The organism is Streptomyces sp. NPDC085937, assembly GCF_044540535.1.
GTDB lineage: Bacteria > Actinomycetota > Actinomycetes > Streptomycetales > Streptomycetaceae > Streptomyces.
Genome location: NZ_JBITSH010000004.1, coordinates 458,018 through 471,981, shown reverse-complemented (window position 1 = coordinate 471,981; position 13,964 = coordinate 458,018). Strand labels below are relative to the sequence as shown.

The 13,964-nt window shown below is 67.8% G+C and carries 11 protein-coding genes and 1 pseudogene; 5 read left to right on the top strand and 7 right to left on the bottom strand.

The features are described 5' to 3' along the window. Positions 1-447: 447 nt before the first annotated feature. Together ACIF8S_RS12255 and ACIF8S_RS12250 are read left to right on the top strand one after the other, a co-directional pair. On the top strand, positions 448-1,245 hold the full coding sequence (locus ACIF8S_RS12255; protein ID WP_399998934.1) for an SDR family NAD(P)-dependent oxidoreductase: 798 nt from the start codon (positions 448-450) through the stop codon (positions 1,243-1,245). 645 nt (positions 1,246-1,890) lie between these two features. Beyond that, a complete protein-coding gene (locus ACIF8S_RS12250; RefSeq protein ID WP_399998933.1) occupies positions 1,891-2,271 on the top strand; it encodes a VOC family protein in 381 nt (126 codons plus the stop codon). On the opposite strand, the pseudogene ACIF8S_RS12245 reads toward ACIF8S_RS12250, so the two are convergent. The 3 genes and pseudogenes from ACIF8S_RS12245 to ACIF8S_RS12235 form a co-directional block, all read right to left on the bottom strand. After that, positions 2,207-3,064: pseudogene (locus tag ACIF8S_RS12245) on the bottom strand (IS5 family transposase). The gene ACIF8S_RS12250 and the pseudogene ACIF8S_RS12245 overlap by 65 nt on opposite strands. A 90-nt stretch (positions 3,065-3,154) precedes the next feature. Continuing rightward, positions 3,155-4,048, bottom strand: a complete 894-nt coding sequence (locus ACIF8S_RS12240; RefSeq protein WP_399998931.1) for an amidohydrolase family protein — start codon at positions 4,046-4,048, stop codon at positions 3,155-3,157. Positions 4,049-4,131: 83 nt separating this feature from the next. After that, entirely contained in the window at positions 4,132-4,923 is a 792-nt protein-coding gene (locus tag ACIF8S_RS12235; RefSeq protein ID WP_399998929.1) for an SDR family NAD(P)-dependent oxidoreductase, read from the bottom strand. A gap of 875 nt (positions 4,924-5,798) precedes the next feature. Here ACIF8S_RS12235 and ACIF8S_RS12230 point away from each other — a divergent pair. Further along, positions 5,799-7,031: an epoxide hydrolase family protein gene (locus ACIF8S_RS12230; RefSeq protein ID WP_399998928.1), complete on the top strand. Its 1,233-nt coding sequence runs from the start codon at positions 5,799-5,801 to the stop codon at positions 7,029-7,031. Positions 7,032-7,214: 183 nt separating this feature from the next. Next, positions 7,215-8,177 (top strand): zinc-binding alcohol dehydrogenase family protein, encoded by a 963-nt coding sequence (locus tag ACIF8S_RS12225; RefSeq protein WP_399998927.1) that lies wholly within the window; start codon positions 7,215-7,217, stop codon positions 8,175-8,177. Between the two features lie 236 nt (positions 8,178-8,413). Here ACIF8S_RS12225 and ACIF8S_RS12220 read toward each other — a convergent pair whose 3' ends face one another. Then, positions 8,414-8,875 (bottom strand): nuclear transport factor 2 family protein, encoded by a 462-nt coding sequence (locus ACIF8S_RS12220; RefSeq protein WP_349795032.1) that lies wholly within the window; start codon positions 8,873-8,875, stop codon positions 8,414-8,416. Positions 8,876-9,192: 317 nt separating this feature from the next. On the opposite strand from ACIF8S_RS12220, the gene ACIF8S_RS12215 reads away from it, so the two are divergent. Then, a complete protein-coding gene (locus ACIF8S_RS12215; RefSeq protein WP_399998925.1) occupies positions 9,193-9,900 on the top strand; it encodes a carbon-nitrogen hydrolase family protein in 708 nt (235 codons plus the stop codon). 252 nt (positions 9,901-10,152) lie between these two features. On the opposite strand, the gene ACIF8S_RS12210 is transcribed toward ACIF8S_RS12215, so the two are convergent. The 3 genes from ACIF8S_RS12210 to ACIF8S_RS12200 all read right to left on the bottom strand — a co-directional run bounded on the left by ACIF8S_RS12210 (position 10,153) and on the right by ACIF8S_RS12200 (position 13,878). Continuing rightward, the gene (locus tag ACIF8S_RS12210) at positions 10,153-11,481 is read right to left on the bottom strand and encodes an amidohydrolase family protein (RefSeq protein ID WP_399998924.1); all 1,329 of its coding nucleotides are present in this window, start codon (positions 11,479-11,481) and stop codon (positions 10,153-10,155) included. Positions 11,482-11,724: 243 nt separating this feature from the next. Further along, positions 11,725-12,933, bottom strand: a complete 1,209-nt coding sequence (locus ACIF8S_RS12205; protein WP_399998922.1) for an acyl-CoA dehydrogenase family protein — start codon at positions 12,931-12,933, stop codon at positions 11,725-11,727. Between the two features lie 159 nt (positions 12,934-13,092). After that, complete coding sequence (locus ACIF8S_RS12200) at positions 13,093-13,878, bottom strand: alpha/beta hydrolase (protein WP_399998921.1); 786 nt, start codon at positions 13,876-13,878, stop codon at positions 13,093-13,095. Between the last annotated feature and the right edge of the window lie 86 nt (positions 13,879-13,964).

Here is a 13,964-nt window from a genome sequence, read left to right as displayed (position 1 = left end):
CCGGATCCCGATTGAACGCGGGCCGAGCCCTGCCTCGGGCGCCGATCCACGACCGGGGCGCACGCCCCGGCACGGCATTGACCGCCCCCGCACACCGAGCGACGAGGACTCTTTGAGGCGACACGCACGCCGCCCGATTCCAGCCGGACCGGATGCAGCCACGCCCAATCGACCGGCACCCCACCCATAGCCCTCCCCTAGGAACGCGACGCATGTCGCACAGGCGGCGATCCGCGTCAGCGACGGAACATCCGTGCACATTTGCACCGGAGGGCACCCTCCAGTAAAGTGGAGGGCAGCCTCCGATAATACGGAGGTTCACCTCCGATCACTGGCCGGGCGGCGCATCCCCCGACGCGCCCGGCACCGCGGTCACCCCCTGTGCCGTTGCGAAACGGCCGGCACAGGCGTCATCCACGACCGCCGGGAAACGAAAGCGAAAGTGACATGGACTACAAGCTCACCGACAAGCGCGCCCTGGTGACGGGCTCCAGCTCGGGCCTCGGAACGGCGATCGCTGCTCTCCTCGCGGCCGAGGGCGCGACCGTCGTGGTGCACGGCCGCGACAAGGAACGTACCGAGGCCGTGGCCCGAGCGATCCAGGACGACGGCGGACGCGCCGAGGTAGCTCTCGGTGACCTGGCCACCGACGAGGGCGCCGACGCGGTCGCGGCAGCGGCCCTGGCGAACGGCCCGATCGACATCCTGGTCAACAACGCCGGCTCCTACCGACACGTCACCTGGACCGACGCGACCATCGACGACTGGCGCGACACCTACGAGGCGAACGTGCTGTCCGGAGTCCGCATGATCAAGCGGCTGGTCCCCCAGATGCGGGACCAGGGCTGGGGCCGCGTCATCCAGATCGGCGGCGGACTCGCCGTCACGCCGATGGCGGGTCACCCCCACTACAACGCCACCCTCGCCGCCCGCCACAACCTGGCCGTCTCACTCGCCCGAGAACTGGCCGGCACCGGCGTGACCTCCAACACCGTCGCCCCGGGAGCGATCCTGGTCGACGCCGTCAAGGACCTGCTGACCGGCATCGCCCCGGACCGCGGCTGGGGCGAGACCTGGCCGGAGATCGAACGCGACGCCACCGCCCACCTGCTCCCCAACGACCGCGGCCGGCTCGGCCGCCCCGAAGAGGTCGCCGGCGCCGTCCTGTATCTCACCAGCCCCCTCGCCGACTACGTCAGCGGCGCAGCCCTGCGCGTCGACGGCGGCCTCATCCGCTCGCTCTGAACGCACCGAGCCGCACGGACCGCCGATGAGGCACGGCCGTGTGCGGTGACCAGAAATCACCGCACACGGCCCTCGAGAAACATCCTCAGGCGGCGCGTCACACGTTGCGCCGCCGCTCTTCCACCGACACAGGAGGCACCATGCACGACACCACTTCCCGTGCACGCCTGCGGCGCATACGCCTGCCAGGCGCCATCGCCACCGAACAGGCGGTCCGCACCGGCATCGACCACCACTCCGCCGAGCCGGACCGAGCGCGCCCCGATCACCTCGACGCGAGACCGGTACAGCGCGGTACCGGATCCCCTGTGCAGCACCGCGCGGCACCATGCCCCACGGCCCCCAACAAAGCCGTATGACCACGACGGCCATCATCACCTGAGCACAACCCGACCGGCTGGTGCAGCTGACGAAGTCAGCTGCACCAGCCGGTCAAAGCGTTCTACCTCCTTCAGAACGGCCAACACAATGAAGCCCATCAGCTTCGGAAGCATGCACGGCCTCCTGTGCAAGGTCTCCTGGTCCTCGTGCTCGAGCGGTCGATAAGGTCCGGTGGTCAGCCTTTGAAGAGGATCTGCGGCGGAGCATCCGGAGGTAGTGGGCAGCATGCGTGGACGACCCAGTCATGAGCCCGGTACTCCTCGCATGTCGAGACACGACTGGTGGGGCGTCGTGCTTGAGTCGCCCGATCCGCTGGCGCTCGCCCACTTCTACTCGGATCTGCTGGGCTGGCAGATCACCAAGGAAGAGCCCGATGGGGCAGCTGTCGCGCCCTCGGAGAGCGTGGGTTACATGGCCTTCCAGCTCTCGGACGGCTACGTCCCTCCGGTCTGGCCCGCTCAGGATGACGCCCAGCGGATCACGATGCACCTGGACTTCGAAGTCGTCGATCTGCAGGCTGCTGTAGCCCATGCGCTGCAACTTGGTGCGCGGGAGGCCGGGTATCAGCCGCAGGACAACGTCATGGTGATGCTCGACCCTGCTGGTCATCCCTTCTGTCTCTATACAGATGACGACAGCAACTAACAGAGTGACCGAAGCCGGCGGTGAGTGATGAGGCAGCAGCCAGCTTCCGGAAGGCTTCGTGGATGTCGGCCCGGCGTTCCCAGCGGACTCGCAGCCACCGGAAGCTGTGCAGCCAGGCGAAACTTCGCTCCACCACCCACCGCTGGACGCCAAGTCCGGTGCCGTGCCGGGTGTTTCGGCGGGCGATGGCTGGCACGATGCCTCGGGCGCGGACCTGGTCACGGTAGACGTCGTGGTCGTAGCCGCGGTCGGCGAACAGAGAATCCGGCTTGCGCCGTGGGTGGCCGACACGGCCACGGATGGGCGGGATGGCATCCAGCAGCGGCAGGAGCTGGGTTACGTCGTTGCGGTTGCCGCCAGTGAGAACCACTGCGGGCGGAGTGCCGTGACCGTCGGTGATCAGGTGATGTGTGGAGCCGGCCCGGCACCGGTCGACCGGCGACGGGCCCGTGTGGATCCCCCTTTTAGGGCCCTGACGTGGGAAGAGCCGACCACGCAGCGAGATCAGTCGAGCCGTGCTGCCGCGTTCAGCTCGGCGAGCAGGACCTCGTGCAGCCGTTGCCAGACTCCGGCCTCATCCCAGTCCCGGAGCCGGCGCCGACAGGTCATGCCCGAACCGGAGCCGAGTTCCTTGGGGAGGTGTCCCACTGGATGTCGTTGTGCAGTACATACAGGATTCCGCACAGCACAGGACCTGGCGGTCCGGGACGGGCAGGCGGACGGGGTAGCGGAACCGCCGCTCCTTCTTCGGGAGCAGCGGCTCGACCCGCTCCCACAAGTCATCCGTCACCACCCAAGGTGAGTCCCCACTTCCAGTGGAACACCCAACTCGCCTGTCAGGCACGACCACCAGGGCCGATCCGCCTCATTGTGCTAGCCGCTGTCAGAGCTGCCACTGCAATACGCTGCGGACGGTGCGACCGAGCATCCACTCCTTCTCGGCCGCGGAAAAGGCATCCGAGTCGAGCAGATAGTGCAAGCTGTGGGAGTAGGGCGCCGGATGGGGTGACAGGCCGGGTTTGACCGCCTGAGTATGGTCACTTGCCCACAAGATCCGCTCAGCCCCATAAGCATCGACGACCTTGCGGAAGTGCGGAATGAGGTCGGGGTACGGGTACGGCTCACCGGCAAGGCGCTCGATGTGCGACCACTTCAGATGCACATTGGCGTACTCGGACAGGGACCGGATCTTGTCCAGGCGACCGTAACGCTCCGTCGGTGCCGCGTCGGCCGCCGGCCAGGCGATGCCGATATGGTCGATGACGAACTTCAGATCCGGGAACTTCTGCAAGTACGGCTCAAGGGTCTCCGCGCGGGGGGTGACCATGATGAACACCGGGACCTGCTCGGACTCACATGCCGCGAACAACCTGCTGTATCCGCCCCGCTCGAATTCCGGGTCACGCCAGGTGTTGCCGTCATGGCCGGCGTGGACACGGATACCGGCGCATCCGGGCTGCCGGCGCAGCGCCGCGACGACCTGCTCGAGGTCGGGGTCCTTGTAGTCCACGCGGCTCAGCCAGACGAAGCGATCCGGGTACCTGCTGACCGCCAGTTGGGAGAAGGGACGATCAGGGCGCCACGCGCCGTTGGGCTGGTAGCTTCCGGGAAGCATGTGGAACTCGGCGTCCAGGCCGGTGAATTCGTCGATCACGGCACCGCGCACGCCCACCGCGTCCATGGCGACGATCGTCGCGTTGAGGGTGGTTTCGAGGTCCACCTCCTGCCAGTGGGGGCCGATCTGGTTGGCATGAAGCTGGCCGTCAATGATTTCCATGCTGGGTTCTTTCGGTGTGTCACGTAGGGAGCAACACGTCCGGTCGTCGCGGGCGGCGAGGAGTGTTGCGGGCCTGGGTGCGGTCAGGCGCCGGAACCGTGGGACAGGCCGGGCATGTGGGCCGTGAGGCCTCCGTCGACCACCAGGACCTGCCCGTTGATGTAGGAGCCGGCGTCACTGGACAGAAAGGCGACCGTCTCCGCGATGTCCGCCGGCTGTCCGGGGCGCTGCACCAGTCCCCCGCTGGACTTGCGGAAGGCTTCCTGGCTCGCGGTGTCGTCGCCAACCATGATCACTCCGGGGGCGACCGCGTTGCAGCGCACTCCCTGGGTGCCGTACGTTGCCGCGATGGTGCGCATCAGGCCGATCATGCCGGCCTTCGCCGACGAATAGGCGGTTGCGAAGCCTGCGACGCTGTGCAGGGCTGCCGTCGAGCTCATCATCACGATGGAGCCGGTTCCCGCAGCGACCATGTCGGGAAGTACGTGCCGTGCGCCGAGCATGGGGCCGCGAAGGTTGGCAGCGATCACCCTGTCCCAGACGTCCACGGGAGTGTCGGCGAGCGCCCCGTCCCCGGCCACTGATGCCTTGAGTGCCGCGTTGTTGACCAGCACGGTCACGTCCCCGTGGCGGCTCCGCACGGACGCAAGGACCGACTCCCAGGCGGATTCGTCCGCCACATCCAGGGCGAAGGCCTCCGCAGTTCCCCCCGACGCGCGAATCTGGTCACACGTCTCCTGCGCCGTCACGAGGTTGATGTCGGTGGCGATCACCGTCGCACCCTGTGCCGCGAGCGCCTGCGCGCATGCCCGGCCGATACCGGCACCCGCGCCGGTGACCAGTGCACGACGTCCCTCGAGGGCATTGTCTCCCATTGTCTTCTCCTGATGTGGCCCGTGTGCCGGGACCGAGCGATGTGGATAGACGAAGAAAACGTACGGTCCCTCTCAGGTGACGGTGGGCAACCCACCGCTTGAAGAGGCCGTCCGGGAATCGACCGTGAGGTTCGTCTCGAGACCCCTACGGCAGATGGCCGTTACGAAGCGGCACCTGTCTACGATCCTCCGCGCTCGGGGCCGGATCAGCAAGAGCACGCCTGAACGGCCGACTCCTCAGTGCACGCTACGGAGGCTGCGGACAACGGGCCATGTTCCATCGTCCGTACTTCCTGCGCGATCGTCCGACCTCACTGTGCACTTCACCCTAAAATGGACTCCGTCGGGGCCGGGGCCGGGGCCTGGCCGCCTTGTAGCTCGTCGTGGCTTTCCTCCCTTCCGCGACGGGATTCGACCGCACTCGCAGGTCAGCTTCGTGCGGCCGCCCCGAACGACGTACTTCCGGATGGTGGCGCATGTGCGGCGGCCGCCTCGCGTCTCTTGCCACAGCAAGGAAGCATGACCGGGCGGTTCGGCTGGGACCCATTCAAAGTGACCATTCGGTCAAGATACGTGCTACGGTCCAACCTGCCCATCCGGTCCGCTGAGCTGCGGAGTGGCCGCCCTGCAGAGCGTGAGCGGTGCGTCGGCGCTCTCCACCGGCATGTCAGCCGAGCACCTCACTGAAACGAACGAACAGTGATCGACCATGGATGCTGCCGAGTGTTTGAGCATCATCGAAGACCTGGGTTCGTCCACGCCGACGGCCGCTGGTGCATCGCCGAGCACGCGCAGACGCGGCTGCGCGTGGACTTCACCTACTGAGAGATGAGGTCCTTGCGACCTCCTGTCTTTCCGAGAATGCGAGTGAGAGCGTGAGTGACATCAACAGCCGTTCGCCGGAGCGGTTCACGATCGACGTGGCGCAGGACGTTCTGGACGACCTTGTGGCGCGCCTCAAGGCGACCAGGTTCTTCGACGACCTGGACAACGAGGACGAGTACTACGGCGTCAGCACGAGCTACATCAAGCCCCTCGTCGAGTACTGGGCCGACGGTTTCGACTGGCGCGCCGCGGAGAAGCGGCTGAACGCGTTCGAGCAGTTCACGACCGAGATCGACGGCACCCCGGTCCACTTCGTCCGCAAGGCCGGCAAGGGCCCGAACCCCGTCCCCCTGCTGATCCTGCACGGATGGCCGTGGCCCGGTGAGTTCAGCCACCCCCTCATCGGCCCCCTGACCGACCCCGCCGCGCACGGCGGCGACCCCGCCGATGCCTTCGACGTCATCATGCCGACCCTCCCCGGATTCGCGTGGTCCACCCCTGTGACGAGGGGAGATCTGAACTACTGGAAGATCGCCGACATCCTCCACACGCTCATGACCAAGGTGCTCGGCCATGCGAAGTACGGGTCGCTGGGCAGCGACTACGGTGCCCTGGTGAACAGCGCGCTGGGCCACAAGTACGCCGAGAGCATCATCGCCCTGCACTACGGCCACGACCTGCCCCCGGGCATGTTCCAGCACGACCGCTACTGGGACCTGACGGGCGGGCAGCCGATTCCCGAGGACGCTTCGCCCCAGTTGCGGGCCGACATCATGAAGTTCCACTCGACGTATGCGTCTCACGTCGCCGTGCACATGCTGGACGCCTCGACACTCTCCCACGGGCTCAACGACTCCCCCGTCGGGATGCTGGCCTGGCTGCTGCAGCGATGGAGGAAGTGGAGTGACAAGAACAACGACTTCGACGCGGTCTTCTCCCGCGACTTCATCCTGACCCAGGCCACCGTCTTCTGGGTGACCCGGTCGATCGGCTCCTCCATCCGTTTGTACCGCAACACCGTCCGCCATCCCTGGACGCCCTCCCATGACCGGCAGCCGACGGTGGAACCTCCGGCCGGTTTCACGTTCCTGCTCGGTGACGTCTACCCGCCGGGCATCCGCACCGTCGAAGAGCGGATCGCCGCGTTCGAGAACGGCCCCACCCGCAACCTGTTCAACGTCGTCAACGTCAACGCTCATCACGAGGGCGGGCACTTCGGGCACTACGAAAATCCGGCGGCCTACGTCCACGACCTCCGCGAGACGTTCCGCAAGGTCCGCTGACCCCCGCGAACGACCCGGACCCTTTGCTCGGGACGCCCGACGAAGTCGGAGACTCGCCCATCGGCGCTCCTGGCCGGGGCACGACCGCGCATATTCTATACTGACCATTCGGAATATAATTGGGGTGCGGACACGTCCGACAGACACGGCCGTGTCCGCGCCCTCAAGGAAGGAAGTAGCCATATGAAGGCTGTGGGAGTGTTCCGCTACGGCGGTCCTGAGGTGCTCGAGGTGGTCGACCTGCCCGTACCGGAGGTCGGCCCCGGACAGATCCGCATTCGGGTCCACGCGGCGTCGGTGAACCCGTCGGACATCCTGCTGCGCACCGGTTACACCGACTCCATGCTCGCAGGGCGACTGACTCCCCCGTACCGGCCCGGCATGGACGCGGCCGGCGTCGTGGACGCCGTCGCCCCGGACGCGGCCACGGACCTGCGCGTGGGTGACCGCGTGATGGCGATCGTCATTCCCATCGATCCTTCCGGGGGCGCCTACGCGGAGTACGTCGTCGTCGACGCACGGCAGGTCGTGAGGGCACCGGTCGGCACGACACACGCCGAGGCCGCCACTCTCCCGATGAACGGCCTCACCGCACGCCTCGCCCTCGATGTGCTGGGCCTGGCTCGCGGCGGACGGATCGCCGTCACCGGCGCCGCCGGCGCGCTGGGCGGGTACACCGTGCAGCTCGCCAAGGCGGACGGGCTGACCGTGGTGGCGGACGCGGCGCCCGCGGACGAGGAACTCGTCCGGTCCCTGGGCGCGGACCAGGTTGTCAGCCGAGGCCCGGGCGTGGCCGACCGCATCCGTGAGATCGCTCCTGAGGGCGTCGAGGCGGTCGTGGACGCCGCCGTCATGGGGCCCCAGGTCCTTGGCGCCATCCGTCCCGGCGGACAGCTCGCCCTGGCGCGCAGCGTCGGGGAACCTGGCACCGTTCCCCTTGGTGACACGGCGGATGTGATCGTGCGGAACGTCTTCGTACCCGAGTACCGCTTCGCGCACAACAAGCTCGACGCCCTGCGCGCACTTGCCGAGGAGGGCCGCATCAGCTTGCGTGTCGCGGGTGAGTACCCCGCACACCAGGCAGCCGAGGCCCATCGCCGTTTCGAGGCGGGTGGCGTGCGGGGCAGGTTGGTTCTGACGTTCTGACCACCGCGGAACCCGCGGGGCACAGCCCTTCACGTGAGCACCCCGGGGCGAGGACGGGTCACCGCTCGAGGAGGCTGGTTCGTCCGCCGTCTCGCCACGAGAGCTTCCGGCCTGGCGCGGGCTCGCATCGGCAGTGGTCGGCGCGAGCCCGTGACACGCACAGGAGGCCCGCCGAGCACTCTCGTGGTGGATACTCTTCGCCCCTGGCGCCTGCGTGCCCGGGCACGCGCTTCGTGTCAGGCGCCGGGGTCCCAGTTGTCGAGCGGGTCCATGCGGAAACGGGTCAGCTCCGCCGAGTCGATCAGCCACCGGCCGTCCACCTTGCGGTAGGTCTCCCGGTACTGTCCGTACCCGTTGTGTCCCTCCGGGGCGCCTTCGGCGGCCGGGAAGGTCAGCAGATCTTCCATCGCCCAGATCCCCGATGCCGTGGCGGGCCCGGTTATCTCGATCTCCGGCATGTGGCCGTGGTGCACCGACGGCGCGGCGCCGGTCAGGTCCCGGATGGTGTATGCGAACTCCTGCGGCGACTTCCACACGATCCCGTCGGTCACGACCTTGGCATCGGGGGTGAAGAGCGCGGCAAGGTCGTCATGCTTCTTCTCGTCCACGAAACGGAAATAGCGTGCCTTCAGTTGCTTGATGCTCTCGATCGCCTCGAGCTCATCCAGCCGCCGGCCTATCTCGTCGAGATCACCCATGACCTCGCCTCCTTGGCTGTGCAGCACCTTGTACGCGCCGAACCACCAGGGAACGACTGGTGCATATCGGAAAAAATTAGCACGATAGGTCCAGTGCGGCTCGCCTGTTCCCATCAGCCGTCCCGCGCCCCTCCCGGATGCCTGGAGGGGTGTTCGATCGGCCTCGCCCGCATGCGCATCCCTTGTCGGACCGGAGCCGCCCGACAGCCGCTCCCGTCCCGCCGGCACCCGGAACCCACCCCCCGGGCCAAGCCGTGGAGCCATGGCAGGGCCCCCACCGTGAGCTGGGCGATTGTGGAGTGGCAGGATGGAACTCCATGAAGATCGCAGCAGGTCAGTTCACCTGTGTTCCAGCTGATGTGGCCGCCAACGTCCGGCAGATGACCGTCCTCGCAGGGCAGGCCCGCGCTCAGGGCGCAGAGCTCGTGGTGTTTCCCGAGCTGGCCCTGACCGGGTACGAGCTTGAGACCGTACTCGCTGATCCCGGCCTGTGGGTGACGCCGGAGGATTCGCGCCTCGATGCCATCAGGGAGAGCGGCGCTGCCACCGTCGTCAATTGTGTAGCGGCCACCGATGGGCCCCGGCCCGCGATCGAGACGCTGGTCTTCGGGGCTGACGGTGAGCTGCTCGCCACTTACCGGAAGCAGCGCCTGTTCGAGCACGAGGAGGCGGTTTTCACCGCTGGGCAGCACGATGGTCGATTCGAGTTCGCAGGAGTTCGCTTCGCGCTCGCCACGTGCTACGACAATCACTTTCCCGACCTGACCGCGCGTGGGTCTGCAGACGGATGCCAGGTGCACTTGGCCAGTTCGCTCTACGGAACCGGCGGCGGAGTCGAAGAGCTCGCGACGATCTATCCCGGCATCGCCGATGACTTGAACATGCACGTCGTGCTGGCGAACCATGTCGGGCCGGCCGGGCCCTGGACTGGCTGCGGCCGTTCCTCCGTGTGGGCCCCGGGCGGCGATCTTCTTGCGGAGGCCGACACGCAGACAGCGATGCTCGTCGTGGCCGACGTCGGGTGAGCTTCGTTCGGCTCCTGCTCGGTAGCAGATGAAGTGGCCGGCCGTCCCGCGCACGAGCATGGCCGGAACAACGAGTCACTGATCGGAGAAACACCGCCTGTCACCCGCGTGAGCAGGGCACACAGGCTTCGAGAGGGTCGCTTCTCACTGCGACATCACCGACTCCGGTCGCCGGCGCTGGGGCCGGAAGCGGCAGACATTCGCCAGTCAGCGCGGTGAACGTGCTCACCGGGAGAGCAAGCGGTCCGCGTGCTACCTCGGCGGGGATGACGTCATGTGGGACGCCGCCGCGGCGACGGCGTGCTGCGCGGCGACCCGGTCGACGTGTTCCGACACCCCACCGGTCACCACCCGGTCCCCAGCTACCCAGACGTCCCGGACGGCCCTGGACCCCGCTGCCCACACGAGGTTGGCCATGAGTTGCCGGTCGGGCACATCCAGCCCGGCGGCGAAATGCGGACCGTCAACGCCTACATGGATCATGTCGGCCCACATGCCGGGAGCCAGCATCCCTATGTCGTCGCGCCCCAGGGCCGCAGCGCCTCCGCGGGTGGCCATCACCAGGGCCTCCGGAGCGGTCAGAGCCAAGGCGTTGCCCTGATTCACTCGGGCGAACATCATGGCCAGCCGCATCTCTTCCCAGAGGTCGAGGTCGTCGTTACTCGCCGGACCGTCCGTCCCGAGTCCGACGGCGACCGACGCGTCCCTCAGTACGGTGAGGTCGGCGACGCCCGAGGCCAGCTTGGCGTTCGAGCCAGGGCAATGGGCCACTCCCACGCCGTGGTCGGCGAACAGTCGCACGTCGTGGTCCGAGAGATGGACGGCGTGTGCCGCCAGCAGCCGGCCGTGCATGAGGCCCGTTTCCTCAAGTAGCCGTGGCACGGACCCATGGGCAGCTCGCTGTTCCAGATCCTCCGCCGAGGACTCAGCGACATGGATGTGCACGAGCGCGCCCCGGGCGGCAGCGGACACAGCAGTCGCCTCCAAGGCTTCGACCGGCAGCGTGTAGGCGGAGTGCGGCCCGTATCCCAGCTCGACGCGCTCCCCGGGACCGATCCTCAGCCCGTCCGCGTCGATCCAGCCGTCGATCGTCCTCACCGCGCTGCGCCAGGAGAAACCTGGCATGTCGAAATAGGCCGGCGCCAAGAGGACCCGGCTCCCCGCTGTGAGCGCTGCCTGGACGACCGACTCGGCATGCATGTACATCTCAGCGCTGGTGGTGACTCCGTGCTGGAGCATCTCGACACATCCCAGCAGCATCCCAGCGTGGGCGTCGGCGGGGCGCATGCGGGCCTCCGCGGGCCATATGACGTCCCGCAACCAGGACATCAAAGGCAGGTCTCCCCCGGCGCCGCGCAGCGGTGTCATCGCGGAGTGGGCGTGTGTGTTGACGAGACCGGGCATCAGGATTCCCGTCAGACGCGTGACGGGAAGGCCGTGCTCCGGCGGAGCATCGACAGCCGGTCCGCAGTAGACGATGCGGCCATCGGCGGCCACGTCGACGGCACCGTCCCGGATCACGGTGCACGCCCGGTTCATGGGCAGGACTACAGGGGCGATGTAGCGGTGTGCGGTGCTCAAGGTCACTCCAGGGCTGGGCCGACCGCGCTGTTGCCGGCTCGGCTGGGGGTGGGCCGGGGCGGCATGCCACCGGGCCTGTCAGCGTGCAGATGATCAAGATGTAATCGCGGGAGACACCCGCTGCCCGAGCGAGCCGTTCGACGCTCAGCTCCCGGTGTACGTCCACGGCCGAGGCCCTCGCCGGTGCCGGGCCTGGAATCGGGACCCGGAACCGGGAGGGCACCCGGTTGTAAGCCGTAAGGCTCAGACCATGAGGCTCACCCGCTCCTCGATGCCGAGGAGGGACTTGCCGTAGACCTCGTACCCGACCGCCGGCACCAGGCCGGCGTGACGGGCCGCGGTGTTGGCATCCCGCCAGATGCGCTGCAGCGGGCTGGTCTCGGCGAATGCGGAGGCGCCGTGGACGTTCAGCAGGGTCGTGATCGCTGCGAGCACCTGCTGGGCCGCGTAACCTGCCTGCGCCCGAAGCCTGGTGCGGGTGGCGTAGTCGAGTGTGCCCTCGGCGGCCGATCGGTCCACTTCGTCGGCGGCGGCATACAGGTGCAGGCGCGCCGTCTCCAGTTGCAGCGCCGCCTCCGCGACCTGTGTCTGAACGCCCACGGAGTCGGCCTGTCGTCCGTGGATCGTGAAGGACAGCGGTTTGCCACCGGCCTGGTCGACCACGGTGTCAAGAGCGGCTCTGCCCATGCCGAGCAGGGGGCCGGCCAGACACAGCGTCAGCATGGGGCCGAAGGCGGAGGAGAAGAGGGCCCCGTCGTCCGCCGTGCGCGGGTAGGTGCCTTCTGCCGCCGCCGGCACCGACAGCACTCGGTGGGCGGGGACGAAGACGGACTGCGCCGTCAAGGTGTTGCTCGCGGTCGCCCGCATGCCCGCCGTGTGCCACGTGTCCTCGATGGACAGCTCCGAGGCAGGAATGAGCACCAGCGCCTGGTCCGCGACCGCACCTGCCTCGTCCTTCAGTAGTGCTCCCACTGCCGCCCAGGTGGCGTGTGGTGCACCGGAGTTGTACGACCAGCGGCCGGTGACACGCCATCCGCCTTCGACCGGCTCCCCCATGCCGGTGGGGGCGGCGACGCCGGTCACGCGCGCGTCCGGGTCGGCTCCGAACACGTCCTCCTGAGCCTGGTCGGGGAACAGGGAGGCCAGCCAGTTGGTCACCGCGATGATCATGCCGGTCCACGCGGCCGAACCGTCGCCCTGTCCCAGGGCTTCCGAGACGGCGGTCAGGGTCCTCAGATCGGTCTGATGCCCGCCGAACCGCTTGGGCGTCAGCAGCCGGAAGACACCCGCTTCGGTCATGGCCTCGACCGCCTCGGGCGACACGGTGCGTTCCTGCTCGTTGCGAGCCGCCTGGGCTCGAAGCATCGCCTGGAGACCGGCGGCCTGGGCGACGAGCTTCGCCCTTCGTTCTTCGATGGACGGCGTGCTGGTGCCGTCGGCGGGGTGTTCCACGTTTCCTCATCTTCTCGAGGCATGACCGGGCCGCGGGCGGGCCCGTCACTTATTGGGTCTCGGCGGATCGAACGGACGAGCGGCCGGGCGCGGTACGGAGTTGAGAGCGGCTCGCTGCGCGTGGCGAGATCCGCGGGGTGGAATCATCGGCGGGTACGGTCACCACACCGACCGGTCGAGCCATGCGAGGACACGGTCTGCCACCTCCTTCCAGCGCGGCTCGAGAATGAGGCTGTGAGCGCGGTCGGGGAAGAACAGGTAGTCGGCTCCGAAGTGGTCTGCGTGCCTGCGGACCAGATCGGCAGGTGACACGATGTCGCGGCCTCCGGCGACCATCAGTGCCGGGCCGCCGATACGGGTGCGGTCGAGCGTGATGGCCGCGCCACGCTGAGCGGCTTCCCAGACGGCCTTCGGGGACTCGTCCGGCATGAGGCTGTAGTAGCGACGCGCGTCGTCGTCGGAGCAGCCGTCGAAGAACCACTCCACGGCCATCTCGTACGGCATGGGAGGGAAAGGTTCACTCAGATCGACTTCCAGAGGAAGAGGCGCACCCCCCGTGTGCTGCGAGGGCACCGGGGCCAGGAGGACCTGAGCCGCGACCGGGAACTCCTCCGCGTACTTCTGCACCGCGGCCGCGCCCATGCTGTGCGCGACGAGAACGGGGGTGCTGCCTATGTGCGATATCACGGTCTGCAGTTCGCGCGTCACATCGAGCATGCTGCGTTGCACGAACTCGTCCTTCGGCAGGTTCCGCGAGTTGGTGTGGTTGTACCAACTGAAGGCGTAACTGTGCCGGCCGGCGGCCGCGAAGTAGGGCAGCCACTGTTCCCACAGCCAACTGCCGTGGCTGCCGCCGTGCACGAAGACCACCGGGGGTCCCAGCGGTGCCCCCTCGGGTGCGACGTGCTCGACGAAGATTCCGTCCACCTGACGGCTTTCGACCACAACTACCTCCTGATTGCGAGAGTTGAAGACAACGTGTGCGCTGTTCCCGACGAGCGGGTTCTCGGCAGTGCGGGGCACGGAACCGC